This is a genomic window from Streptomyces mauvecolor, from assembly GCF_039532965.1.
Classification (GTDB): Bacteria; Actinomycetota; Actinomycetes; order Streptomycetales; family Streptomycetaceae; genus Streptomyces; species Streptomyces violascens.
In genome coordinates this window covers 30,379-54,546 of sequence record NZ_BAAASQ010000002.1, presented here as the reverse complement: position 1 = coordinate 54,546, position 24,168 = coordinate 30,379, and the positions used below count along the sequence as shown (strand labels likewise).

Sequence of the window (24,168 nt, the reverse complement as noted above, 5' to 3'; positions counted from 1 at the left end):
GGGGGACATGGAACGGGCGCGGCAGGTGGGGCGATGGGGCACTTCGCGGCTGCGGGCGGTGCCGCGCGTCCTGCGCCAGGACCTGCTGACCGTCTCCGGGCCGGCGCCGGGCAGGGCGCAGGAGGGCTGGCTCGCGTGGCGGCCGGCGCTCGTGGTGCCGCTGCTGATCGGCGCGGTGGTCACGATGGTGGGCGGCGCCAACCAGTACGTCAACGACTTTCACCTGGGCAGGGTGGCGGGGGTGACGCTCGCCGCGCTGCAGTCGGCGGCGCTGATCGCGGTCCTGTACCGGCCGCTGGCGGCGTGGTGGGCGACGACGGCCGTCACCCTCGTCACCGGGCTGTGGGCGGCGGGCCACGCCGATGGGGACGCGCCCTATCCGTGGAGCGGTGTGGGGGTCGTGCTGTCGGCGCTGGTCCTCTTCTTCGTCGCCCTCAGGCACCGGCCGAGGGTCGCGGTCGAGACGTTCGCGATCAGCTACGGCGCGGGGATGCTGTGCACGGCCTTCCATGTCGGGGAGCAGACCACCGGCGGGCTCGCGCTCGTGCTGTTCTCGATCGCGGTCGTGGTGGGGGCGGCGCTGCGCGGCCGCAGGGTGGCCCGTACGCAGCTCGTCGAGCAGGAGGAGATCACCGCCGAGGAGCGGGCCCGGCGCACGCTCCTTGAGGAGCGCAGCCGGATCGCGCGCGAGCTGCACGATGTGGTGGCCCACCACATGTCGGTCATCTCCATCCAGGCACAGGTCGCCCCACACCTTGTGGAAAACCCGTCGGACGAGCTGAAGGAGAACCTGGCGGGGATACGGCAGAACGCGGTGGAGGCGCTCACCGAACTACGGCGCGTGCTGGGCGTACTGCGTTCCGAGGACCCGGCGGCCGAGGGTGCTCGCCATGCCCCTCAGCCGTCGCTCGACCGTCTTGATGAGCTGGTGGCGAACGTGCGGGGGGCGGGGGTGTCGGTGACCGCCGATGTGGTGGGTACGCCGCGCTCCCTCTCCCCCGGGGTGGAACTGTCCGCCTTCCGCATCGTGCAGGAGGCGCTGAGCAACGCGATGCGGCACGCTCCGGGGGCGGCGGTGCGGGTGCTGCTCGGCTACCACCGGGCCGTCCTGGTCGTACGGGTCACCAACACGGCCCCGGACCGCCCGGTCGCACCGTCGCCCGGGGCGGGGCACGGGCTGCTGGGGATGAGGGAGCGCACTGCGATGCTGGGCGGTGAACTGGCGTCGGGGGCGACGCCGGACGGAGGGTACGAAGTGAGCGCGACACTTCCGCTGGAGGGCAGGCCGTGACGATCCGGGTGCTGATAGTCGACGACCAGATGATGGTGCGTCAGGGGTTTACGGTGCTGCTCAACGCGGAGCCGGACATCGAGGTGGTGGGGCAGGCGGTCGACGGCCTGGACGCGGTCGCGCGTACCGCCGAACTCGCCCCCGACGTCGTGCTGATGGACATCCGCATGCCGGCACTGGACGGCATCGAGGCCACCCGTCGCATCACGGGGGTGGCCGGTCCGGAGGCGTCGGAGGTGAAGGTGCTCGTTCTCACCACCTTCGACCTCGACGAGTACGTGTACGAGGCGCTGCGCGCGGGGGCGTCCGGGTTTCTGCTGAAGGACGCCTCCGCCGAGGAACTCGCCCATGCCGTACGGGTGGTGGCGTCCGGGGACGCCCTGCTCGCCCCGAACATCACCAAGCGGCTGATCGCGGAGTTCTCGCGGCTGACGGAGGCGCCGCGGGCTCCGGCGAAGGGGAGGGTGGGCGACCTCACGGACCGCGAGACGGAGGTGCTGTGCCTGATCGCGCAGGGCCTGTCGAATGCGGAGATCGCGGGGCGGCTGGTGCTGGCGGAGCAGACCGTGAAGACCCACGTGAGCCGCATCCTGGTCAAGCTGGGGCTGCGGGACCGGACGCAGGCGGCGGTGTTTGCGTATGAGTGGGGGGTGGTGAGGGCGGGCGGCGTGTGAGGGGGGCTTGCACGCCCGCCCGTTGCTCGGGGTGGGACGGCCCAGCCGCTGAACGGGCGGGCGGGAAAGGGGAGAGCCCTCTACAGCCACCCGAACCGCCGCGCGTACCACCCCTTCACCAGCTGCGTCAGCGTGCAGTACGCCAGCAGCACTCCCACCAGCCACGGGAAGTACGACATCGGCACCGGCACGAAGCCCAGCGTCGCGGCCAGCGGTGAGAAGGGGAGGTACAGGCCCGTCGCCACCGCCAGGATCGTCATCACCATCACCGGCCACGTCGCCCGGGACTGGATGAACGGGATCTTGCGCGTACGGATCATGTGGACGATCAGGGTCTGCGACAGCAGGCCCTCGATGAACCAACCCGACTGGAACAGCGCCTGGTTGTCCTCCGAATTCGCTCCGAAGACATTCCACATGATCACGAACATCGCGATGTCGAAGATCGAGCTGATGGGCCCGATCGTCACCATGTAGCGCCCGATCCCCTTCGCGTCCCAGTTGCGCGGCTTGCGCAGGTACTCCTCGTCCATGCGGTCCCACGGCGTGGCCAGCTGGGCGATGTCGTACACCAGGTTCTGGACGAGCAGCATGATCGCCAGCATCGGCTGGAACGGGATGAAGGCCGACGCCACCAGTACCGAGAAGACGTTGCCGAAGTTCGACGACGCCGTCATCTTGATGTACTTGATCGTGTTGCCGAACGTCGTGCGGCCTTGCACCACACCCTGTTCGAGAACCGTCAGGTCCTTCTCCAGGAGGATGATGTCCGCCGACTCCTTGGCGATGTCCACCGCCGTGTCGACGGAGACGCCGACATCCGCGTCCCGCAGCGCCGCCGCGTCGTTGATGCCGTCCCCGAGGAAGCCCACCGTGCGCCCCTCGGCCTGCAGAGCCCGTACGATACGGGCCTTCTGGACGGGGTTGACCTTCGCGAACACCGTTGTGTCCGCGGCCAGTCGACGCAGCGCCGTCTCGTTCAGGGCGTCCAGCTTGGGGCCCGTCACGACCGTACCGACCTCGATGCCCACGTCCGCGCAGACCCGCGCCGCGACCAGCTCGTTGTCGCCGGTGATCACCTTCACCGCGATGCCGTTGTCCGCGAGGCCGCGCAGCGCCGCGGCCGCGTCCGCCTTCGGCGGGTCGAGGAAGGCGAGGAAGCCGACCAGGGTGAGGCCGGATTCGTCCGCGACGGTGTACGTGTCGCGGGCCTTGGGGATCGTACGGGTCGCCACGGCCAGGACCCTCAGACCCTGGCGGTTGTGGTCCTCGGCGGTGCGGGTGACGTGCCACCGGAGCTGATCGGTGAGCTCGACTTGCTCGCCCCGGTCCCTCATGTGCGTACAGAGGCCGAGGACCTCCTCCACCGCACCCTTGGTGATCAGGATGTGTTCGGGGCGGCCCGCTGCCCCGAGCAGGCCCTTGCGATGGAGAACGACGGACATGCGGCGCCGGGCGAAGTCGAAGGGGATCTCGTCGACCATCGAGAACCGTGCGTCGACGACAACCTCCTCGGCCTCGTCGACGCGGTCGATGACCGCCTGATCCATGAGGTTGCGCAGGCCGGTCTGGAAGTGGGCGTTCAAGTACCCATACTCCAGGACCTCGTTGTCCTCCCGGCCGTGGACGTCGAGGTAGCGGTCGAGGACGATGCGGTCCTCGGTGAGCGTGCCCGTCTTGTCGGTGCACAGGACGTCCATCGCGCCCAGGTTCTGGATCGCGTTGAGCCGCTTGACGACGACCTTCTTCTTCGCCATCGCGACGGCTCCGCGCGCGAGGTTCGCGGAGACGACCATCGGCAGCATCTCGGGCGTGAGCCCGACCGCGACGGCGATGGCGAACAGGAACGCCTCGTCCCAGTCGCCCTTCGTGATCCCGTTGATCGCGAACACGACGGGGACCATCACCAGCATGAAGCGGATGAGCAGGAAGCTGACCTTGCGCACCCCGTGGTCGAAGTTGGTCTGCGGACGCTCCCCGACGAGCGAGCCCGCCATCGAGCCGAAGTAGGTGTCCGCGCCGGTGGCGACCACAACTCCCGTCGCGGTACCGGATGTCACGGACGTGCCCATCAGGCAGAGGTTGTCCGCGTCGACGGGGTCGGTGGCCGACGGAGACCGGTTGTCCTCCCCGCTCCTCGCGTCGGCCTTGGCGACCGGCAGTGACTCGCCCGAAAGGGCTGCCTGACTCACCATCAGATCCTTGGCGGTGACCAGCCGCAGGTCCGCCGGGATCAGGTCGCCCGCCCCCAGCTTGACCATGTCGCCCGGGACCACCTGGTCCATCGGGATCTCGACGGTGGTCGTCAGCGCCCCGCGGCCGGAGCGGCGCTGGACGGCGGTGGTCGTGGTGACCAGCTTCTTCAGCGCGTCGGCGGCCCGCCCGGAGCGGAACTCCTGCCAGAAGCGCAGCAGTCCGCTGACGGCGACCATCACGGACAGGATGACGACACCGGGGTCCGCCGGGTCCTGCCAGTACATGACGGCGGCGAGGAGGATGAGCACGGCGATGAACGGGTTCGCGTACGCCCTGGCCAACTGCGCGTACCAGCGCGGGGCGCGCTCCTGGGCGACCACGTTGAGTCCGTGCCGCGCCTGGCGGTCGAGCACCTCGGCCCGGCAGAGCCCGTCGCGGTCGACGCCGTAGTCCTTGAGTACGTGTGCGGTGGGCTGCGCGGCGATGGCGCCGAGCCGCTCGCCGACGACGCGGGTACGGGCCTCCAGCTCGGCGGCCCGCCGCTCGCGACGCCCGAGCCGGCCCGGCGGTGCGAGCTTCTCGGGGGTGGGGGCAGGGGTGAGCATGGTCATGACGAAACCTCCCTGGGGTCGTCAGGGGTGGGGCGGGATGGGGTGCGCCTGTGGGTGTGTGCCGCGCTTGAGCGCATGCCGACCGCGTGTGCGGAGGGTGCGCTCGGCTCCGGGAAAAGGGCCGGCCGGCCGGTTCAGCCGACGGGCAGGGCGCGGCGAGGACTTCGGTCGGGACTCATTCCCGAACACCTCCTCGCTGCGGGCACGGGGACGACGGCCGTGCGTGTATTTGCGTCGATACGAAAGTAACATACTTGCGCGGATGCGAAAGTAGCCCGAAAGGCCTGGTGGAGGCTGAGGTCCGGAGCCCGGCCCCGAGCTCATGCTTTCGGCGGGTCGTGAGGGCCGGGGACCCGGCCCAACGGCCGATCCGCGGAGTGCGCACCACCCGGCACGATCGGGGGATGGACTTCACCCGTCGTATCGCGGTGACCGCGGTACTGGCGGGAACCCTGGCCGTCCCGGCTGTGTGCGCCGTCCCGGCTCAGGCGGCGTCCACCGCTGCGGCCCACGCGGCCCCGGCCCGTGCGGCCTCGGCGGCCGAGCGCGATGATCCGGCGCTCGACGTCGTGGCGGTCTCGATCACCGCCCTGGCCTCCGTGGGCGGCCTGCTGATCGCCCGCCGCCGCCCGCGCTGAACCACGTTCTTCCTGCTTCTCCACCCGGGGGTGTCCTCATGCTGCTGCACGTGCTGTACCTGATCGGTGTCGCCGCGTTCGCGGCCAGTGGTGTGCTGGCCGCGCACCGGGCGAACATGGACCCCTTCGGCGGCCTGGTCCTGGCCTTCGCCGCGTCGGTGTCCGGCGGCACCCTGCGCGACCTGATCCTCGACCGCCACCCGCTGTACTGGACGCACGACTGGGTCCTGCTGACCGTCATCGCCTGCACCGCCGTCGCCACGATGCTGTACCTGCGGCGCCGGGAACTTCCGCAGCGTTCGCTGATGGTGGTGGACGCGGTGGGCCTCGCCGTGGTCACGGTGATGGGCGCCCACGCCGCGGTGGACGCCGGGGTCACCCCGGCCGCGGTGGTGATCCTCGCCGTACTGACCGGCGTCACGGGCGAGGTCGTACGCGACGTGCTGTGCGGCCAGTTCCCGCCGCTGCTGCTCCGCGAGGAGGTGTACGCGACCGCCGCGCTGACCGGCGCGGTCTGCTACCAGGTCCTCCACTGGCTGGAGGCGGGCCCGGTCCTGACGACGGTCGCCGCCGCCGGGGCCGTCCTCGTGCTCCGGCTGACGGCGATCTTCCGGGATCTGCATCTGCCGCGGTTGCAGGGGGTGCGCTGATTCCGGTGGTGCGTCAGACCTCGCGCCGGGAGAACAGCGCGTACGCCGCGAACGCGGCCACCAGCGTCCACAGCAGCAGGACCCCGCCGCCCGCCGCGGGTGTCAGGTCGCCGGGTTCCTGGTGGACCTGCATCAGCCGCAGCCCGGCCCGGTCCGGCAGCAGGCGGGCGAAGGAAGCGAGTCGGGACGAGGCGCCGAGCAGGCTGGACACGAGGAACAGCAGCGGCAGCAGGATGCCGAGCGCGGCGATCGACCGCCGCACCATGAAGGTGACCGCCCCCGCGCAGACCGCGATGAGCGCGCCATAGAGACCGGCCCCCAGCGTCGTACGCAGCACGGCGGCGAGCGGGAGTTCGGACGGCGCCGCGCCCAGGGCCCGAGTGCCGCAGAGCAGGGCCGCGCCGCCGGTCAGCAGGCCCCAGGCGAGGCCGACCGCCGCGAGCAGGGTGAGCTTGGCCGTCAGGAACCGGGCCCGGCCGGGCACCGCGGCGAGCGAGGTGCGGATCATGCCGGTGCCGAACTCCGACCCCACCGACAGGACGGCCAGGACCACGAGGGCGAGCTGGCCGAGCTGCATTCCGGAGTAGGAGAGCCCGATGGGGTCGAAGCCCCTGCGGTCGGCCGGTGACGCGCGCCGGAACTCGGGTCCGATCAGCAGACAGAGCAGCAGGCCTGTCAGCACGGTCACGAGGAGCCCGGTGAGCAGCAGTGCCGGGGTGGAGCGCAGCGAGCGCAGTTTGAACCACTCGGCGGCGAGCGCGTCACGCACGGCCTGCCACCTCGCTCCGGCGCTCGCCGGTCAGGGGCGTGCCCGCCCGGTACTCGGCCGCCTCGTCGGTCAGCCGTAGATAGATCTCCGCCAACTCCGGCTCCACGGGGGTGAGTTCATGGACAGCGCAGCCCTGCTGCGCGGCGAGGTCGCCGATCCGGCGTGCGGACAGGCCGGTCACGAGGGCCGGTCCGTTCGGGCTCTTGTCGTGGGTCAGCTCTCCTCCGGCTCTTCTCAGCACATCCGCCAGGGCGGGGAGTTGGTCGGATCGCAGTCTGACCGTGGGGGTTCCGCCGCTCAGGAGGTCGCCGAGCGGGCCGTCGCTGAGGACCCGGCCCTGGCCGATGACCAGGACGTGGTCGGCGACCAGAGCCATCTCGTTCATCAGATGGCTGGAGACGAGCACGGTGCGGCCCTCGTCGGCGAGGGCGCGCACCAGCGTGCGGAACCAGCGGATGCCCTCCGGGTCGAGGCCGTTCACCGGCTCGTCCAGGATCAGCAGTTCGGGATCGCCGAGCAGGGCGGCGGCGATGCCGAGCCGCTGCCGCATACCGAGCGAGAACCCGCGTACCGGTCTGCGCGCGGCGGTGGCAAGGCCGACCAGTTCGAGCACCTCGTCCACCCGGGCCGGTTCGATGCGATGGGTGCGGGCGAGCCAGCCGAGGTGGGCGCGCGGGCTGCGGGCGGGGTGGACGGCCGACGCGTCGAGCAGCGCGCCCACGGAGCGCAAGGGCGTGGGGAGTTCGCGGTAGGGGACGCCGAGGACGGTCGCGGTCCCGGAGTCGGGCCGTCCCAGACCCATGACCATGCGCAGGGTGGTCGACTTGCCCGCCCCGTTGGGTCCGAGGAACGCGGTCACCCGGCCCGGAGCGACATGGAAGGAGAGGCCGTCCAGGATGCGTCGGCCCGCGTAGGTCTTCACCAGGCGCTGTACGTCGATCATTCGCCGTCTCCGGTCGTGGGGGCGAGGGCGCCGAGGTCGATGGTCCGGTCGATGAGCAGGGGCTCACCGGTGTCCAGGTGCGACACCAGGACGGTGGTCAGCCCATCCCGGACCCGTCGCCGCAGGTCGTCGGTGACCGAGGCGACGGCGTCCGGGTCGAGCGCGTTGAACGGCTCGTCGAGCAGCAGCAGCCGGGGCTCGTGCGCGGTGGCACAGACGTAACCGAGCTTCTTGCGCTGGCCGAGGGAGAGTTCCCCGACGAGTACGTCCCGGCGGTCCGCGAGCCCCAGTGCCCCGGCGCGATCGAGCAGTGCCTTCTTGCGGACCCCCCACAACCGGCCCACCAGCGCCAACTGTTCGCCGGTGGTGAGGTGTTCGTACAGTGGGGGCGGCTCCTGCAGGAAGCCGCGCAGGGCACGGACCGCCCGGTCGCCGGGGTCGCGGCCCGCGATGGTGACCGAGCCGGCCGACGGTGTGCACAGGCCGGCGAACACGGCGAGGAGGGTGCTCTTTCCGCAGCCGTTGGGTCCCGCGAGACGGACCGATTGCCCCGCCTCGATATGCAGGTCGAGGCCGCCGAAGAGCTCGGTCCCGCCGCGCCGGACGGAGAGGCCTGATGTCGCGATCACTGTGGTTTCCCCGGGGGTCGGTGGGCGAGTGGTGGGCGTGGTCCGGGCAGGTCCGTGCCGCTCAGGCGGCGCAGACCGAGCGCGTACACCGCCAGGACGGCGCCGAGGAGCGCGCATCCCAGCAGGCTGTTCACGGTGCTGTCGGTGAGCGATCCGATCAGCGCGAGACCGGCTGTCGCGGGCAGCGTGAGGAGGGCCGCGAACACGCCCTCCACCAGGTCCGCCGTCGGGGGCCGGGAGACCCGCCCCGCGTCGAAGCCCTCGGTGCGCGGTACCGCGTACCAGGTGAGGACCGAGGCGCCGCCCGCCGCGAGCGCCACGACGGGCAGCAGCAGGACGGTTACGCCCCACTCGGCGCCGCTCACCCCGCCCAGCGCGGCCACCCCGAGGAAGAGCGGTGCGGTCACGGCGAGTACGGCCAGCGCGCAGGCGACGGCCTTCGCCGCCGGCCAGGCGCCCGACGGCAGTGGGGACTGGCGCAGCAGGTCCCAGGAGGCCCGGTCGGCCTCGATGCCGCAGCTCTGGATCACCTCGCCGGTCGTCGTCAGCGCCGCCGCGATGAGCAGACCCGCCAGCGCGGGCGCGGGCAGCTGCCACAGGGGGCGGTCGAGAGCGGCCGCGATCCCCGCGCAGAACGCCCCGCAGGCGATGCTCAGCCGCTGGAGCCGGGCGAGCCCGCCGACCACCGCCGGGTCGCCGCGCCGCAGCCGCAGCCGGGTCAGCTTCACGACGAGGGACAGGGGGGCCGGCCTGCGGGGGGCGGTGCGCGGGCGCCGGGCGGTGCGGTGGTGGATCCGGTACGGGGCCGAGGGGTTCGCCGCGTCGCGCCGGGCGGTGGCCCGCACGCGCAGGGCGGCGGTGGCGGCCGCGAGTACGGCGACCGCGAGGTAGCCGGCCGCGGTCCAGCCGAGACGGGCCGGGGTGTGCAAGGTGGTCCACAGGCCGGGTCGGCCGGCGGCGAGCGCGTCCGCGACCAGGCGGGTCACCGTGGCCTCGGCCTCGTCCGGAGTCGCCCCGAGGTTCCGGACGAAGGGAGCCGCGAACAGACCGGCGCAGCAGCCGGCCACAGCGGCGAGCAGCGCCCGGGGCAGCTGCGCGATCCGGGTGACCCGCACCATGAACAGGGCGACCAGCAGGACGCGCAGGGCCCCGGCCACGGCGACGGTCCCGCAGGCGTTGACGGCGAGGACCGGCAGCAGGTCGCGGCCGTGGCCGGTGGCGGCGAGCCAGGGCAGCGCGACCGCGCCGAGGGCCACCAGGAGCGCGAGGGCGGTCCCGGCCGTGGGGACGACGAGCCGGGCGGCGACCACCTGGCCCCGGGACACCGGCAGCGTACGCAGGACGCTCGTGTCCGCGGGACGTACCAGGGAGCGGGCCGACGACAGGTCGGCGCCCAGGAGTTGAGCCGCAGTCCAGGCCACCGCCGGAGCCCAGGTCAGCGAGGCGAGACCGGCGGGCGTGAGGCCGCCGACCGGGGCCAGCGCGCCCAGGGTGCGGCCGAGCAGCGCCAGGGCGCCGAGCACCGCCGCCGTACCGGCGGACAGGATGACGACGGCCGCGCGCCGCCGCCGACGCCCCTCGGCGCCCGCGCCGGACATGAGGTTCAGGCGTCGGCGGGTGTCGGCAAGGCACAGCGCGGCGGCCACGTGCGGCCACCGGGCGGGGCCCGTGGAGTCAGGCCTCATCCGGCGCGGGCTCCTTCCGGCGCCGCCGGGCCCCACCGGCATACCGCTGGGCGGGGCAGAGCACCGCGGCCGGGATGACGAGCGCCACGAAGACCCCCGCGAGCAGGTGCAGACCGGGCGCCCCCGGGAGCCTGAGGCCGAGGAAGCCGAGGGGAGCCCACCACACCACGCCGCCGACGACGAGCAGGAGGCCCCCGGACCGGGCGAAGGACACCATCAGACCCATCACGACCAGCACGATGCCGCTGATCAGCCAGACGAAACCGAGCAGGTGGAGGATGTCCATCACGTTGCCGGGGTCCCCGGTGAGGTCGTCCGACGCCTCCACCGCCCGTCTGGTCGCGTCCATACTGGTGCTGAACCGTGCGAAGTACGCGAGGGCGCAGGCACCGGACGCCACCGCCGCGACCCCGCCCGCGATCCGCACGGCCGGATGCACCAGGCCGTCCGCGATCACGGCCCAGCAGCGCAGGGCGAGTCCGATGACTTTCCGGTTCCCCAGGATGCTGAGGACAAGACGCTGGATCACAGTTCTCCGGCCGTACGGTGTGCGTCGGGGCGGTTCTTCTCGGGGGGTTCGGGGCTCAGGAGGGCAGCAGCAGAAGCGTCCCGGCGTACAGGACGGTGAGGGCGCCCGCCGTGGCCAGCGCGCGAGGCCAGGCGGCTCCCGCGAGGGCCCGGGCGGCCCAGAGGAGCGCACCGAAGAGCAGCGGAAGCCAGGCATCGGTACGCGTCAACGCCGGTACGGCATCGGCCAGTTGTGCTCTGCCGAAGAAGGCCAGGATGCCCTGTCCGGCCAGCTTGGCGAGGACGTACAGGCCCCAGGCGAGGGTGAACGTGCGGCGCACGCCGGTGAAGTCGAACGTGGCCGGGTCGGGGGTGCGCCACCGCAGGGCCAGTGCGCCGAGCACCCCGAAGAGCACGCCGAGCACGCCGATCGTCACCAGGTTGGCCAGGGTCGCGGTGCTCCACCCGATGGCCGTGCCGATCCCCACCGCGCCGTCCGGCGCGTCCGGCAGGCGGACCTGGAGGCGCGCCCGGATCTCGTCCCACAGCGGTACGCAGAACACGGCGGTGCAGAGCAGCAGCAGCGCGATGCCGAGCGCGTGGGCGCGCCGGGTCGGGAGCCGGTCCGACGGCCCGCCCGCGGCCGACGGCATGGCCGGCGCCCTGCCGAAGTCGCCGACGTACACCGGAAGTCGGGCAGCTTCCGGCGTACGTCCTATGTGCTCACCCATGTCTCCACTCCCGCAGCTACGACAAGACCTGCCAGCGACACCGCCCAGAGCCGGGCGGCATCGACGATCTGGGACCACCACTCGGTACGGCCGACCGGGCGGCCGAGGCCGGAACGGGCCCAGGTCACCAGCGGCACCAGACCCGCGCCGGCGGCGACCGCCACAGCCGCCAGCTCCAGCGGCATGTGCGGCAGCAGATGCCGGACCACCCCCTCGCCGCCGAGGGCTGGGGCCGCCTGGCCCCAGCTGTGACCGGCGAGCGCACCGGTGACCAGGGCCACCGGCACCGTGGCCAGACCGGCCGTGACGAGGCCGAGGAACAGGGCGCCGGAAACGCCGACGTTCCTGAGCAGGATCGACTGGAAGAGCTCCCAGTCGCCGTCCTGCCGGACCCGGGTCAACGCGCTCGCGTCCGTCGGCGCGTTGAGCCAGCCGACGCCGAACGCCGTGAACCAGAGCACCGCGCCGCACAAAAGGCTCGGCCATTGCCGGCGGAGGAGGCCGGCCGTCGTCCTCATCGCATTTCCCGACCCGTTGTTGCTTTACCGAATGAATAACACTTGAGCGGCCCGTGACCGCCGGGATTCCACTGGTACGAATCCCGGCGGCACATGAAATGCACGTCAGGCGACGAAGGCCTTGCGGCCACCGCGCTTGATGGCCTGCTTGGCGGCCCACATGAGGGCGCCGCCGATGGCCAGACCGCCGGACGCCAGGCCGATCGCCGAGGCGATGTCCATGCCCGCCATGATCGACTGCCAGGCGGCCGAGGCCGCGTCGTTGCTCATCTTGAACGAGCTCTTGAGGAAGAACGGCGCGGCGACGGCGGCGACCATGAAGGCGCCGAAGACGGCCGAGCCGACGGCGGCCGCGGGCATGACGCGACGGATGGTCGAACGGTTCATGAGGTGGGGATTCCTTCCCGGAGGCTATGGATGATCCGGGCGCGGATGCCGCGCTGCGCACCGTCCCGTGCGCCGCTCCGGCGTCCCGGGCAGCACCTTTGATCTTGCCGTCCGTGATCGACTTGTTCCATTGCCTCTTAGGGCAATGCCCTAAGAGGCAATGGAATCCGGGGTCAGAGCTTCGCGATGCTGGACGGACACCAAGGTCGCCTCAAGCCTGGAGTCGAGGTCGAGTTTGCGTACGACGCTCGTGATGTGGGCCTTGACCGTGCGCTCGGCGATGCCGAGGCGCCGGGCGAGCGCCCGGTTCGGCTCGGCCTGGGCGAGGTTGCGCAGGACCTCTCGTTCCCGGCAGGTCAGCCGGTCCAGCTTTCTGGTGTCGAATTCCACCACGCTCATCGCTTCAACTCCCCCTGTCGGTTCTCCGTGCCGCTGCCCGGGGTCGATGGGGGCGGCACAACAGAAAGAGCCGGACGATGCTGTTCGTGCCAGTCCTGGTCGGGACTACCGCGACGCCGTCCGGCTCGCTGACTTGACCTGAAGTTTACCTATTCGGTCGGAATTTGCGAGCTGTGCGTGGGCTGACTCACATTTACCTCCGGGAAACTTCACGGCTCAACGGGTGGAGCGCTCGGGCGGGTTGCCCGGCTCAGCCGCGGCGGCGGCGCAGGAGGAGGAGGCCCCCTGCTGCGGCGCTTGCGGTGGAGACGGCGGCCAGGGCCTGGGGGGCTGTGGAGTCGGACGGGCTCGGCGGGGTCGCGGCGGGGGGTGTGGGGTCGCCGCCGTGGCCGTGGTGGGCCACGGTGGAGTGGGGGGCGTCCGCGGTCATCTTCTGCTCCGACGGCGCCGCGGCGGCCTTCGTGGTGCTGCCGTACACCACGTCCGAGCAGCTGTAGAACGCCTCCGGGCTGTCATCGCGCTGCCAGACCTTGTAGATGATGTGGCGACCCGTGCGGGCCGGCAGCGTACCGGTGAAGTTGTAGTAGCCGTCGGTCGCCGTTCTGGAGGTCCGGTAGGTGGCTACGGGGGTGTCGTCCAGGTCGGACCACTTCAGCGGCTTGGTCGGGTCGAAGCCCTGCTTGGTGATGTACACCGTCATCGTGCCCGAATGCGCCGCCGTCACCCGGAACTTGAAGTCGAACTGCCCCGCCGCGACGCCGGTGGACGGCCAGTCGGTACGGGCCCAGTCGAGGGCGCGGTACTTGTCCCGGTTGGCCGAGCACAGTCTGCCGTCCGGGATGAGCTGGCGGGACTGGCCGTTGGCGTTGGCGATGTTCACTTCGTTCCAGTCGTACAGCGGCTGGGTGCCCGAGTCCGCGACGAGGTCCTTGCACACCTGCGACACCGGGTGCTCCGGGCCCTCGGCGTAACAGGCGGCGATCCGGCTGACCGGGTTGAACATGGCTCCGTGTGCGGAGGCGGGCGTCGGGGTGAGGGTGAGGAGCGTCAGGGAGGTCGCCCCGAGGACGCCCAGGGACGCTGCGGTACGCCGTGCGGACATGCGAGTGCTCCTTGATCGTGGGGAGGCGGGGCGACTGCGACGGTTCGCGGACGCGCCAAGTCGCCCTCTGGTAGCGGTAGTTGAGAGACTGGCATTGGTCTGGACCAAGTCGCAAGAGGTCTGCGACTACCTGTCCGCCCGGGGAGGCCGGTGGTCCGTCGGCCGGGGCGCCGGCCTGTCCTTCGCCGGGCGGGACCACCAGACGGCCTCGCCGTGGGTCAGGCCGGGCAGGCGCCGTTCGATCGCCGCGACCCGGCGGGCCGCCACCGTGCCGCGCAGCAGCCATCCCCCGGCGGCGGCCGCGCTCTCCTCGATGAGCGCGCCCAGGGAGGTGAGCCGGCCGGTCACCGTCGCGAGAGAGGCGGGCGGGATCTCCAGCTCGAAGGTCCGGTACGGCTCGTAGAGCGTGGTTCCGGCGTCGTGCAGGGCGCCCTCCAGGACGATCCGGGTCAGCGCGCGGAAGTCGCCCGCCGTACTCATGACGCTGTCGAAGCCGGAGCGTACGAGCGTGACCGCGCAGTCCGTGACCGCCCAGCCCAGCGGGCCCGTACGCAGTGCGTCGTGCACCGTCTCCTCCACGGCCTGGTGGAACGCGCGGGGCAGCGCGCCCAGTTCGGTCTCGTACCGGAAGGTGTTGCCACTGCCGTACGGGGCGGGTTCGACGCGGAGTCCGACGGTGGCCCAGTGCCCGGTGGGCGCCGGTCCGCGATGCATCTCTCCGGCGAACTCCCCTGTGGTGGTGGGGCGTTCGGTGTGCACCGTTCGGCTCGGCTCGAAGACCGCCTCGATGCCGTACGTGTCCGCGAGCGTCGCGGCGATGACCTCCTTCTGCACCTCCCCGTACAGGAACACCGAGGTGGCGCCGCCGGGTTCGGTACGGGCGCGGATCAGCGGGTCCTGTTCCGCGAGGTCCTTCAGGGCGGCGTCGAGCCGGGCGGCCGTCGCGGTGCCGGGGTCTCGGGGGCGTACGACCGACTGGAGGGTGGGGGCGGCGAAGCGGGGGCCGGGCTCGTTCGGGTGGCCTGGGTGGCCCAGGTGGTCGCCTACGCGGATGTCGGGGAGCCCGCGCAGTTTGCCGATGTTGCCGGGGGTGAGGGCGGGGCCGGGGTCGGCTCCGACGATGCTCAGTGAGGTCAGGCGGCCGGTGTGGGTACCGGTGGGGGTGGTGAACGTCAGTGTCTGACGTACCTTCACCTCGCCTTCGAAGAGGCGGAGGTATGCCGTTTTGTGGCCGGTCGCCGCGTCGCGTTCCACCGCGAAGACCGTGCCCCGGGGCGGGGCCGTGGGGTTCGGCTGCGGTGCTGGGATCAGGGTGACCATGGCGTTGATCAGGGCTTCGATGCCCTGGCCGCCGATCGCCGAGCCGAAGTGGACGGGGTGTACGAGTGCCCTTGCGGTCTGGTCGGCCAGGGCTTTGCCGAGTTCGGCGGGGGTGGGGGGCGGGCCGTCCACGACTCGGGCGAGGAGCTCGTCGTCGTGGTCCGCCAGCAACTCGCCGACCGCGGTGGTGAATTCGGTGTCGTACGGCTTCGGTGAGGCGGTCGCCGCTTTTGTGCCCGCGTTTCGTACCGCCGTCATGGCGACGATGTGCGGGGTCAGTCTGCGGCGGATGTCCGCGAGGAGTGCCTCCGTGCGGGCACCGGCACGGTCGATCTTGTTGACGAAGATCAGCGTCGGGAGGCGGCTCTCGCGCAGGGTGCGCATGAGGATGCGGGTCTGTGCCTGTACGCCTTCCACCGCGGACAGGACCAGGACCGCGCCGTCCAGAACGCCCAGGGCGCGCTCCACCTCGGCGATGAAGTCGCTGTGGCCCGGGGTGTCGATGAGGTTGACCTGGGTGTCGCCCACGCGGAACGACGCGACGGCGGAGTGCACGGTGATGCCGCGCTGCCGCTCGATCGCGTTGGTGTCGGTCTGGGTGCTGCCGGCGTCCACGCTGCCGAGCCGGTCGATCGTGCCGGTGTCGAAGAGCAGGCGCTCGGTCAGGCTGGTCTTACCGGCGTCTACGTGGGCGAGGATGCCGATGTTCAGGGTGCGGGTGGGGCGCATGAGTGCGGAGGTCTCCGGAGGGGGCCGTGAGGTGTGGGCTCTGGGCGGTCTCGGAGAGTCGGCGCACGGGTCGCTCCGCGGGGATGAGGGGCTTGGCTGGGCTCGGTCAGGGTAGGGCGGGGCGGGGTGGGGGTGCGAGGGGTTTTTGGAGCGGGGTCCGGGGCGGAGTCCCGGTGCATCCCGGCGGCCCGCACCCCTCCCCGGGACGTTCGGCTCCGGTGGGTGGACAGTAGAGTGCGGCTCCGTCCCCCGCGCACTCACACCGAGGTACCCACCGTGACCCCCCACCCCCCCAACCCCCTCCCCGACGTCACCGTCATCGGGATCGGGGCCGACGGGTGGGACGGGCTCGCTCCCGCCTCGCGGGACGCGCTCGGCGCCGCCCACGTCGTCATAGGCGGGGCCCGGCAGCTCGCTCTGCTGCCCGAGGTGTGCGACGTGGAACGAGTTGCCTGGCCCACCCCGCTCCGGCCCGCCGTCCCCGTACTCCTCGAAGCGCACCGCGGGCGCCGCATCGCCGTGCTCGCCAGCGGTGATCCCATGTTCTACGGGATCGGGCGCACCCTCACCGAGGTCCTCGGAGTCCCGCCCCGCGTTCTGCCGCATCCCTCCTCCCTCTCCCATGCCTGCGCCCGCCTCGGCTGGGCCGTCGAGGAGACCGAGGTCGTCACCGTCGTCGGGCGGCCGCTCGGCCGGATCGCCGCCGCCCTCCACGACCGGCGCCGGCTCCTCGTGCTCAGCGCCGGTGCCGACACCCCCGCCGACGTCGCCGCCCTCCTGCGCGACCGCGGGTTCGGGCCCAGCCGGATGCGCGTGCTCGAACGGCTCGGAGCGGAGGACGAGCGCTGCGTCGAGGGGGTCGCCGACGGGTGGGACCTCCCGCCCGGCGACGCCCTCAATGTCATCGCAGTCGACTGCCGCCGCGCCCCCGACGCCCTCCGCCTCGGTGCCGCGCCAGGGCTGCCCGACGCCGCGTACGAGCACGACGGGCAGCTCACCAAGCGGCACATCCGCGCCGCCACCCTCGGCGCGCTCGCGCCCGCGCCCGGCGAACTGCTCTGGGACGTCGGCGGCGGCTCCGGCTCCATCGCGGTCGAGTGGATGCGTACGCACCCCTCCTGCCGGGCCTTCACCGTCGAGCGCGACCCCGTACGGGCCGGCCGCATCGCCCGCAACGCCGACCGGCTCGGCGTGCCCGCGCTGCGCGTCGTCACCGGCGCCGCCCCTGCCGCACTGGCCCAACTCCCCACCCCCGACGCCGTGTTCATCGGCGGAGGGCTCACCGCACCCGGGCTCCTCGCGGCCTGCTGGGACGCACTTCCCGTCGGCGGACGGCTCGTCGCCAACACCGTCACCCTGGAGTCCGAGGCGCTGCTCGCCGAGTGGTACCGGCGCCGTGGCGGCGAGCTCGTACGGCTCGCGGTCGCGCACGCCGTGCCGGTCGGGGGGTTCACCGGGTGGCGGCAGGCCATGCCCGTCACGCAGTGGTGCGTCACCAAGTCCTCCGATCGGTCCTCCGGTCCGATCGACCTCGCCCCCGACCCCGACCTTTCACCAGGAGCAGCCACATGACCGTGTACTTCATCGGCGCGGGGCCCGGTGCCGCCGACCTGATCACGGTGCGCGGCGCCCGTACGCTCGCCTCCTGCCGGGTCTGCCTGTACGCGGGCAGCCTCGTCCCGCGCGAACTCCTCGCCGAGTGCCCCGAGGGGGCTCGCTTGGTGGACACCGCGCAGCTCAACCTGGACGAGATCGTGGGGGAGTTGGTACGCGCCCACGAGGCCGGGCAGGACGTGGCCCGGCTGCACTCCGGGGACCCGTCCGTGTTCAGTGCCGTCGCCGAGCAGATGCGGCGGCTCGACGCGGCCGGGGTGCCCTACGAGGTCGTGCCGGGGGTGCCCGCGTTCGCCGCGGCCGCGGCTGCCCTCAAGCGGGAGCTCACCGTGCCCACGGTCGGCCAGACCGTCATCCTGACCCGCATCGCCCAGCGCGCCACGGCCATGCCGGAGGGGGAGGATCTCGCGACGCTGGGGCGCAGCGGGGCGCTTCTCGTTCTGCACCTGGCCACGGGATATGTCGACCGGGTCGTCGAGGAGTTGCTGCCGCATTACGGGGCGGACTGTCCTGCGGCGGTGGTCGCCTTTGCCTCGCGGCCCGAGGAGCTCGTTCTGCGCGGGACGCTGGCCGACATCGCGGGGCAGGTGAAGGAGGCGGGCGTTGTGCGTACGGCTGTGATCCTGGTGGGGCGTGTCCTGGGCGCTGCGGGGTTCAGGGACAGCCACCTGTATTCGGCCGACCGCCACCGCTGCTAGCCCCGGGGGCTCCGCCCCCGCCGCCCCGCTCCTCGAACGCCGGAGGGGGGGTGGGGCGCCTCCCGGGTTCCGGGCGGAGCCCCGGCACCTCCGGGTTCGCGGGCGTCACGGACCGGCCGGGTCGCTTCGGCCCACCACATTCCCCGCCCTGTCGATGCAGATCACATCCACCACCACCGGCGCCCCCCGCAGCACCCCCAGCGCCTCGTCCCGCGCCCGGGACGCCACCAGGTCGCCCAGCGGCACCCCCGCCGCAGCGCACAGCTGCAGGGCGGCCAGGCCCGTGTTGGCCTGCTCCACCTCCGCTGCCAGCGGCGCCGACGCGCCGCCCTCGCGCGCCAGGTCCGCCAGGAACTGTTTGTTCACCTGGGAGCGGGCCGAGTGCAGGTCCAGGTGGCCCGCCGCCAGCTTCGAGAGTTTGGCGAAGCCGCCGCAGATCGTCAGGCGGTCCACCGGATGGCGGCGTACGTACTTCAGGACCGCGCCCGCGAAGTCCCCCATGTCCAGGAGCGCGTCCTCGGGCAGGCCGTACTCCGTCACCACCGTCTTCTCGGACGTCGAGCCCGTGCACCCCGCCACATGCGTACGGCCCGCCGCCCTCGCCACGTCCACGCCCCGCCGGATCGAGTCGATCCACGCCGAGCAGGAGTACGGGACGACGATGCCCGTCGTGCCCAGGATCGACAGGCCGCCCAGGATGCCCAGGCGAGGGTTCCACGTCGAGCGGGCGATCTCGGCGCCGTGGTCCACGGAGATGGTCACCTCGACGTCGCCCGTCGCGCCGTGCCGACCCGCCACCAGCGCCACATGGTCCCGCATCATCTGGCGCGGGACCGGGTTGATCGCCGGTTCGCCCACCGGCAGCGGCAGGCCCGGCAGGGTGATCGTGCCCACCCCCTCGCCCGCCCGGAACACCACTCCCGAGCCCGGCGGAAGCAGCCGTACCGTCGAGCGGATCAGGGCGCCGTGCGTCACGTCCGGGTCGTCGCCCGCGTCCTTCACCACCGCCGCCATGGCGTGGCCGGCCGCCAGTTCCTCCGCGGCCAGCGCGAACGCCGGGGTCTGGCCGCGCGGCAGCGTGATCGTCACCGGGTCGGGGAACTCGCCGGTCAGCAGCGCGGTGTACGCGGCCGTCGTCGCCGCCGTCGCGCAGGCACCGGTCGTCCAGCCGGGGCGCAGCCCGGTGTGCTTGAGTTGGGCGCTGCGTCCGCCCTTCGCCTCACCCGCGGAACTCATGGCCCTCGGCCTCACTCACGAACGGAATCCGATCCTGTGCACGTCTTGATTCTGGGGGGTACGGGCGAGGCCCGTCGGCTGGCGGGGCTGTTGCACGGCGCCGAGGTCGCCGGGCTGCGCGTGACCAGTTCGCTCGCGGGGCGGGTCGCCGCGCCCCGGATGCCGGACGGGGAGGTCCGCGTCGGCGGGTTCGGCGGTGCCGAGGGGCTCGCCCAGTGGCTGCGTACGCACGAGGTGGACGCGCTCATCGACGCCACCCACCCCTTCGCCCGGACCATCAGTTTCAACGCGGCGGCCGCCGCGGCCGCAGCCCATGTTCCCCTGCTCGCGCTGCGCCGGCCCGGCTGGGTCCCCGGCGAAGGCGACCGCTGGCACCCGGCGGACTCCCTCGACGAGGCCGCCGCGCTGCTCCCCGCGCTCGGCCGCCGCGTCTTCCTGACCACCGGGCGCATGGGTCTCGCAGCCTTCGCCCATCTCGATCAGTTGTGGTTTCTGATGCGGTCCGTCGATGCGCCCGAGCCGCCCTGCCCGGTACGGATGGAGGTGCTGCTCGACCGTGGGCCCTTCACGCTCGAAGGGGAGCGCGAAGTGCTGCGGCGCGCCGCCATCGACGTGCTCGTCACCAAGGACAGCGGGGGCGCCGCCACCTCGCCCAAGCTCACCGCCGCCCGCGAGGCCCAGATCCCCGTCGTCGTCGTGCGGCGGCCGCCCGTGCCGGACGGGGTCGCCGTGGCGGCCACCCCCGAGGAGGCGGCCGCCTGGGTCCGTCAGTTCTCCGGGTAGCGGCGCGGGGTCCAGACGATCTCCTCGCCGTCCCCGCGCCGTACGGTCCGGGTCTGCGAGGAGCCGATAAGGAGGATCGTGCGCATGTCGACCTCGGCCGGGTCCAGGTCGGTCAGGCGCACGATGCGGACCCGCTCGGCGGGGCCGCCCACGTCCCGGGCGACCACGACCGGGGTGTCCGGCGCCCGGTGTTCCAGGAGCAGTTCGCGGGCCTTGGCGACCTGCCACGTGCGGCTCGCGGAGCCGGGGTTGTAGAGCGCGAGGACGAGATCGGCCGAGGCCGCCGCGCGCAGGCGCTCCGCGATGACCTCCCAGGGCTTGAGCCGGTCGGACAGCGAGATCGTCGCGTAGTCGTGGCCGAGCGGGGCGCCCGCGCGGGCGGCGGCCGCGTTGGCCGCGGTCACCCCCGGCAGGACCCGCACGGGAACGTCCGCGTACTCCGGCTGCGAGGCCACCTCGAGGACGGCCGTCGCCATCGCGAAGATGCCCGGGTCGCCGCCCGAGACGACCGCGACTCGCCTTCCCCGCATGGCCAGTTGGAGCGCGAACTCGGCGCGCTCCGACTCCACCTTGTTGTCCGAGCCGTGCCGCCGCTGCCCGGGGCGCTCCGGCACCCGGTCCACGTACGTCGTGTAGCCGACCACGTCGTCGGCGGCGGCGAGCGCGCCCCGCGTCTCGGGGGTCAGCCACAGCGGGCCCGCCGGACCCGTGCCGACCACCACGACCTCGCCGCGTTCGCGCTCCGGCGGGGTGGCGTCGATACGGCTGGGGAGCACCGCGACGGAGAAGTACGGCACCGACTCGGCCTCGATGTCGGCGAGTCGGCCCGTGCGCTCGCCCTCCATGGTGGCGCGCTCCACGTACCGCGCCTCGTCCAGGCGGCCCGAACGCTCAAGCGCCCGGCGCACCTTGGTGAACGTACGGCCCAGCTTCATCACCACCGCCGAGTCGGTCGCGGCCAGGCGTGCGGTGAGCTCCTCCTCCGGGAGCGTGCCGGGCAGGATCGTCAGCACCTCCTCGGCCTCCACCAGCGGCTCTCCGAGCCGGGCGGCCGCGGCGCTCACCGAGGTCACCCCGGGGATCACCTCGGTCGGATAGCGGTGCGCGAGCCGCTTGTGCATGTGCTGGTACGAGCCGTAGAACAGCGGGTCGCCCTCGGCGAGCACGGCGACCGTGCGGCCCGCGTCGAGGTGCTCGGCGAGCCGGGCCGAGGCCTCCTCGTAGAAGTCGTTCAGGGCGCCCCGGTAGCCGCCGGGGTGGTCGGTGGTCTCCACCGTGAGCGGATAGACCAGCTTCTCCTCGATGTGGTCGGCACGGATGTGCTTCGCCGCGATCGAGCGCGCTATGGACCGGCCGTGCCGCGCCGAGTGGTACGCCACCACGTCCGCCTCGGCGATGGCCTCCACCGCGCGTACGGTCATGAGGGAGGGGTCACCGGGCCCGAGCCCGACCCCGTAAAGACGGCCCGTGTTGTCGTTCTTCTCGTTCATTCCGTCTCGCTCGCGATCGCGTTGAGTGCGGCCGCGGCGATCGCGCTGCCGCCGCGCCGGCCCCGTACCACCAGGTGTTCCAGGCCCGAGGGGTGCGCGGCGAGCGCGTCCTTGGACTCGGCGGCGCCGATGAAACCGACCGGTACGCCGATGACGGCGGCCGGCCGCGGCGCGCCCTCCTCGATCATTTCGAGCAGCCGGAACAGGGCGGTGGGCGCGTTGCCGACGGCCACCACCGCGCCGTCGAGGCGGTCGCGCCACAGCTCCAGGGCGGCGGCGCTGCGCGTCGTGCCCATCTTCGCGGCGAGCTCGGGCACCGACGGGTCGGCGAGCGTGCACAGCACCTCGTTGTCGGCGGGCAGCCGCTTGCGGGTCACCCCGCTGGCCACCATCCGCGCGTCGCACAGGATCGGCGCGCCCGCGCGCAGCGCCTCGCGGGCCCGGGCCACGACGCCGGGCGTCCAGCCGAGGTCGCGGGTCAGGTCCGTCATGCCGCAGGCGTGGATCATGCGGACCGCGACCTGGCTCACGTCGGCGGGCAGGCCGGTGAGGTCCGCCTCGGCGCGGATCGTGGCGAAGGACTGGCGGTAGATCTCCGCGCCGTCCTTCTCGTAGTCGAACACTGTCACTGTGCGCTCGCTCATCTCGTCGTCGTCCCTGTTCCCGTTCCGGTTCCCGTCGCCTGCGTGCGGGCCGTTCCTGTTGCCGCCGTGCCCCGTGCCGCGGCGACGGCAATCGCCAACTCGCCATCGTCCAGGGGTACTTGTCGTTCTCCGTCGCCTCGTACCATCACCGTGTAGTGGCCGTCGGGGGTGGCCGTCACGTCCACCCAGTCGCCGTGCGGGTGTCCGCAGCGGCGTTCGCAGCCCGACCAGTAGACCGGGAGTGCGCCCGGGCCCGGCAAGGCGTCCCGGCGGACGTCGGCCAGCGCCTTGGCGCAGCCGGGGCGGCCGGTGCACGCCCCGACCCCGGCCCATGGGGCGTCCGGAGTGGTGATGAACCCGGCGTCGTGGAGCCGGCGCAGCTTCTCGTGAGCCGCGCGCTCGTCGAACCCGGGGAGGACGAATCCGCGCCACGGGGTGATCCTGACCTCGCCGCCGGGGCCGGCGAGCGCCCGTAGCTGGGTGCTGGTCACGCGGCCGAGTACGGGGGCCACGATCACGGCGTACGTTCCGTCGGGGGCGGCAGCGGTGCCGGGTTCCGGGGCGGTGGTGTGCGCGTCCGGTACGGGGGCGGGCTCGGCCGGGATGCCCGCGCAGGCCAGGGTGCGGGTGAGGGCGACCTCGTGGCCCGGGGGGAGTTCGCGCACGCGCCAGGCGCCGGTGCCCGCGGCGGCCGCGGAGGCGAGGAAGGCGCGGGCGGCTTCCAGTGCCGCGCGGGGGGCGTCGGCCGCGGCCACGCCGACGGCGCTCGCCCCGACCCGTACGACCGCTCTGCCCTCCGCCTGTGCGAGCAAGGTCACATCGGCGCCGAGGTCCGCGACGTCTCCGCGGCCGTCGTCCAGGGCGAACAGGAAGCGGCCCGAGAGTGCGGGCGTCCAGTCCTGTGTGCACAGGAGGGTGTCCAGTTCGCGCAGCCAGGGGTGCAGGGTGCCGTGGCCCCGGCCGTCGAGGCCGGCCAGGGGGGAGGCCACGATGTTGCGGATCCGCTCGTGCCGCTCGGAGGGCAACAGGGCGGTGTGGCGCTGGAGTTCGGCGAGGCCGGTGCCGCAGGTGTCGCCGATGCCGCGCAACTCGGCGTTGCCGCGGGAGGTGATGCCGAGGTGGCCGTCCCCGTACCGCTCGGCCGCGGCGGCCAGCGCGTTGACCTGACGATTCGTCAGAATCCCGCCGGGGAGCCGGAGTCGGGCCAGCTTGCCGTCGTCCGCGGTGTGCAGGCGGAGGGCGCCGGGGCAGGCGTCGTCGCGGTCCCGTACGACGGGGGTGGGGCGGGTGGGCGCCTCGGCGGCATCCCGGGCCGTCGCCGGGGCGCCGTGCACGACAGCTCCCAAGGGGTCCGCCATGCGGGGTTTGCCCTGGTTGGGGGGTGTTGTGGAGGGGGGCGGCATGGCGGCGAGCATACCCACGACCGAGGCGGCGGCCACCCGGGCGGGCTTTTCCCCCACCCCGCCCCTTCCCGAGACCCGCCGGGGGTTGGAGAGGGGTGAAGCCGGTTTCCTGGGGCTCCGCCCCAGACCCCGTATCGCGCCTTAAGGGCGCTCGTCCTCAAACGCCGGACAGGCTAAAGATGCTCGCCCGGCCAGCACCGACCCTGCCAGGGGCGCGGGGAACTGCGCGACCAGCCACCCACGGCCCGCGCTGAACCTCACCACCCGCGGAAGCGCCCCGCACCCACCCCGCGGAAGCGACCCCCACCTCCGGAGCCCGGATGGGCGGCGGGTGCCCCGGCGCCCCGGGGCCACTCCGCCAGGTCGCTACTATGCAGGCAACGGGCCACCGGCCCGTCGCGCCGGTGACGGCGTCAGGGGAGGAAGCCCGGTGTGATTCCGGCGCGGTCCCGCCACTGTGAGCCCGGACCCGAGCCCCCGCTCGGCCGGGCGAGTCAGGAACTCCCCCCTCCCTTCGGGGA

At 72.8% G+C, this 24,168-nt stretch carries 23 protein-coding genes and 1 riboswitch; of the genes, 7 read left to right on the top strand and 16 right to left on the bottom strand.

Going from position 1 to position 24,168, the window contains the following annotated elements:
- The first annotated feature begins 7 nt into the window (after positions 1-7).
- Positions 8-1,291, top strand: coding sequence for a sensor histidine kinase (locus tag ABD346_RS00965; RefSeq protein ID WP_344371199.1), 1,284 nt, complete (start codon positions 8-10; stop codon positions 1,289-1,291).
- 29 nt (positions 1,292-1,320) lie between these two features.
- A complete protein-coding gene (locus tag ABD346_RS00960; RefSeq protein ID WP_344371198.1) occupies positions 1,321-1,965 on the top strand; it encodes a response regulator in 645 nt (214 codons plus the stop codon).
- 80 nt (positions 1,966-2,045) lie between these two features.
- On the opposite strand, the gene mgtA is transcribed toward ABD346_RS00960, so the two are convergent.
- Positions 2,046-4,772: a magnesium-translocating P-type ATPase gene (mgtA, locus tag ABD346_RS00955; protein WP_344370638.1), complete on the bottom strand. Its 2,727-nt coding sequence runs from the start codon at positions 4,770-4,772 to the stop codon at positions 2,046-2,048.
- 404 nt (positions 4,773-5,176) lie between these two features.
- Between mgtA and ABD346_RS00950 the strand changes: the two genes are divergently transcribed.
- Positions 5,177-5,410, top strand: a complete 234-nt coding sequence (locus ABD346_RS00950) for a hypothetical protein (RefSeq protein ID WP_344370637.1) — start codon at positions 5,177-5,179, stop codon at positions 5,408-5,410.
- Positions 5,411-5,448: 38 nt separating this feature from the next.
- Positions 5,449-6,060 (top strand): trimeric intracellular cation channel family protein, encoded by a 612-nt coding sequence (locus ABD346_RS00945; RefSeq protein WP_344370635.1) that lies wholly within the window; start codon positions 5,449-5,451, stop codon positions 6,058-6,060.
- A gap of 13 nt (positions 6,061-6,073) precedes the next feature.
- On the opposite strand, the gene ABD346_RS00940 is transcribed toward ABD346_RS00945, so the two are convergent.
- The 11 genes from ABD346_RS00940 to ABD346_RS00890 form a co-directional block, all read right to left on the bottom strand.
- Positions 6,074-6,829 (bottom strand): ABC transporter permease, encoded by a 756-nt coding sequence (locus ABD346_RS00940; protein ID WP_344370632.1) that lies wholly within the window; start codon positions 6,827-6,829, stop codon positions 6,074-6,076.
- The gene (locus tag ABD346_RS00935) at positions 6,822-7,772 is read right to left on the bottom strand and encodes an ABC transporter ATP-binding protein (protein ID WP_344370631.1); all 951 of its coding nucleotides are present in this window, start codon (positions 7,770-7,772) and stop codon (positions 6,822-6,824) included. The genes ABD346_RS00940 and ABD346_RS00935 overlap by 8 nt, the downstream gene beginning before the upstream one ends.
- The gene (locus ABD346_RS00930; protein WP_344370628.1) at positions 7,769-8,401 is read right to left on the bottom strand and encodes an ATP-binding cassette domain-containing protein; all 633 of its coding nucleotides are present in this window, start codon (positions 8,399-8,401) and stop codon (positions 7,769-7,771) included. The genes ABD346_RS00935 and ABD346_RS00930 overlap by 4 nt, the downstream gene beginning before the upstream one ends.
- Positions 8,398-10,086: a hypothetical protein gene (locus tag ABD346_RS00925; protein WP_344370625.1), complete on the bottom strand. Its 1,689-nt coding sequence runs from the start codon at positions 10,084-10,086 to the stop codon at positions 8,398-8,400. Before ABD346_RS00925 ends, ABD346_RS00930 begins: the two co-directional genes overlap by 4 nt.
- Positions 10,076-10,615 (bottom strand): hypothetical protein, encoded by a 540-nt coding sequence (locus tag ABD346_RS00920; protein ID WP_344370623.1) that lies wholly within the window; start codon positions 10,613-10,615, stop codon positions 10,076-10,078. The genes ABD346_RS00925 and ABD346_RS00920 overlap by 11 nt, the downstream gene beginning before the upstream one ends.
- 55 nt (positions 10,616-10,670) lie before the next feature.
- A complete protein-coding gene (locus ABD346_RS00915; RefSeq protein ID WP_344370621.1) occupies positions 10,671-11,324 on the bottom strand; it encodes a hypothetical protein in 654 nt (217 codons plus the stop codon).
- A complete protein-coding gene (locus ABD346_RS00910) occupies positions 11,309-11,842 on the bottom strand; it encodes a stage II sporulation protein M (RefSeq protein ID WP_344370619.1) in 534 nt (177 codons plus the stop codon). The genes ABD346_RS00915 and ABD346_RS00910 overlap by 16 nt, the downstream gene beginning before the upstream one ends.
- 105 nt (positions 11,843-11,947) lie before the next feature.
- A complete protein-coding gene (locus ABD346_RS00905) occupies positions 11,948-12,229 on the bottom strand; it encodes a hypothetical protein (protein WP_189967560.1) in 282 nt (93 codons plus the stop codon).
- Between the two features lie 150 nt (positions 12,230-12,379).
- Entirely contained in the window at positions 12,380-12,628 is a 249-nt protein-coding gene (locus ABD346_RS00900) for a LuxR C-terminal-related transcriptional regulator (RefSeq protein ID WP_344370617.1), read from the bottom strand.
- 250 nt (positions 12,629-12,878) lie between these two features.
- Complete coding sequence (locus ABD346_RS00895; protein WP_344370616.1) at positions 12,879-13,730, bottom strand: lytic polysaccharide monooxygenase auxiliary activity family 9 protein; 852 nt, start codon at positions 13,728-13,730, stop codon at positions 12,879-12,881.
- Positions 13,731-13,856: 126 nt separating this feature from the next.
- Positions 13,857-15,779: a GTP-binding protein gene (locus tag ABD346_RS00890; protein WP_344370614.1), complete on the bottom strand. Its 1,923-nt coding sequence runs from the start codon at positions 15,777-15,779 to the stop codon at positions 13,857-13,859.
- Positions 15,780-16,055: 276 nt separating this feature from the next.
- Here ABD346_RS00890 and cbiE point away from each other — a divergent pair, with 276 nt between their 5' ends.
- Together cbiE and cobM are read left to right on the top strand one after the other, a co-directional pair.
- Positions 16,056-17,351 (top strand): precorrin-6y C5,15-methyltransferase (decarboxylating) subunit CbiE, encoded by a 1,296-nt coding sequence (cbiE, locus tag ABD346_RS00885; RefSeq protein WP_344370612.1) that lies wholly within the window; start codon positions 16,056-16,058, stop codon positions 17,349-17,351.
- A complete protein-coding gene (gene cobM / locus ABD346_RS00880) occupies positions 17,348-18,091 on the top strand; it encodes a precorrin-4 C(11)-methyltransferase (protein WP_344370610.1) in 744 nt (247 codons plus the stop codon). The genes cbiE and cobM overlap by 4 nt, the downstream gene beginning before the upstream one ends.
- A 105-nt stretch (positions 18,092-18,196) precedes the next feature.
- On the opposite strand, the gene ABD346_RS00875 is transcribed toward cobM, so the two are convergent.
- A complete protein-coding gene (locus ABD346_RS00875; protein ID WP_344370609.1) occupies positions 18,197-19,327 on the bottom strand; it encodes a cobalt-precorrin-5B (C(1))-methyltransferase in 1,131 nt (376 codons plus the stop codon).
- 36 nt (positions 19,328-19,363) lie between these two features.
- Here ABD346_RS00875 and ABD346_RS00870 point away from each other — a divergent pair, with 36 nt between their 5' ends.
- Positions 19,364-20,110, top strand: a complete 747-nt coding sequence (locus ABD346_RS00870; protein ID WP_344370607.1) for a cobalt-precorrin-6A reductase — start codon at positions 19,364-19,366, stop codon at positions 20,108-20,110.
- Here ABD346_RS00870 and ABD346_RS00865 read toward each other — a convergent pair.
- The 3 genes from ABD346_RS00865 to ABD346_RS00855 are packed head-to-tail and all read right to left on the bottom strand — an operon-like array spanning position 20,095 to position 23,647.
- Complete coding sequence (locus ABD346_RS00865; RefSeq protein ID WP_344370605.1) at positions 20,095-21,600, bottom strand: precorrin-2 C(20)-methyltransferase; 1,506 nt, start codon at positions 21,598-21,600, stop codon at positions 20,095-20,097. The two genes, ABD346_RS00870 and ABD346_RS00865, sit on opposite strands and share 16 nt — an antisense overlap.
- Complete coding sequence (locus ABD346_RS00860; protein ID WP_189967578.1) at positions 21,597-22,244, bottom strand: precorrin-8X methylmutase; 648 nt, start codon at positions 22,242-22,244, stop codon at positions 21,597-21,599. The genes ABD346_RS00865 and ABD346_RS00860 overlap by 4 nt, the downstream gene beginning before the upstream one ends.
- The gene (locus ABD346_RS00855; RefSeq protein ID WP_344370602.1) at positions 22,241-23,647 is read right to left on the bottom strand and encodes a cobalamin biosynthesis protein CobG; all 1,407 of its coding nucleotides are present in this window, start codon (positions 23,645-23,647) and stop codon (positions 22,241-22,243) included. Before ABD346_RS00855 ends, ABD346_RS00860 begins: the two co-directional genes overlap by 4 nt.
- A 419-nt stretch (positions 23,648-24,066) precedes the next feature.
- Positions 24,067-24,151, top strand: a riboswitch (cobalamin riboswitch).
- The last annotated feature ends 17 nt before the right edge of the window (positions 24,152-24,168 follow it).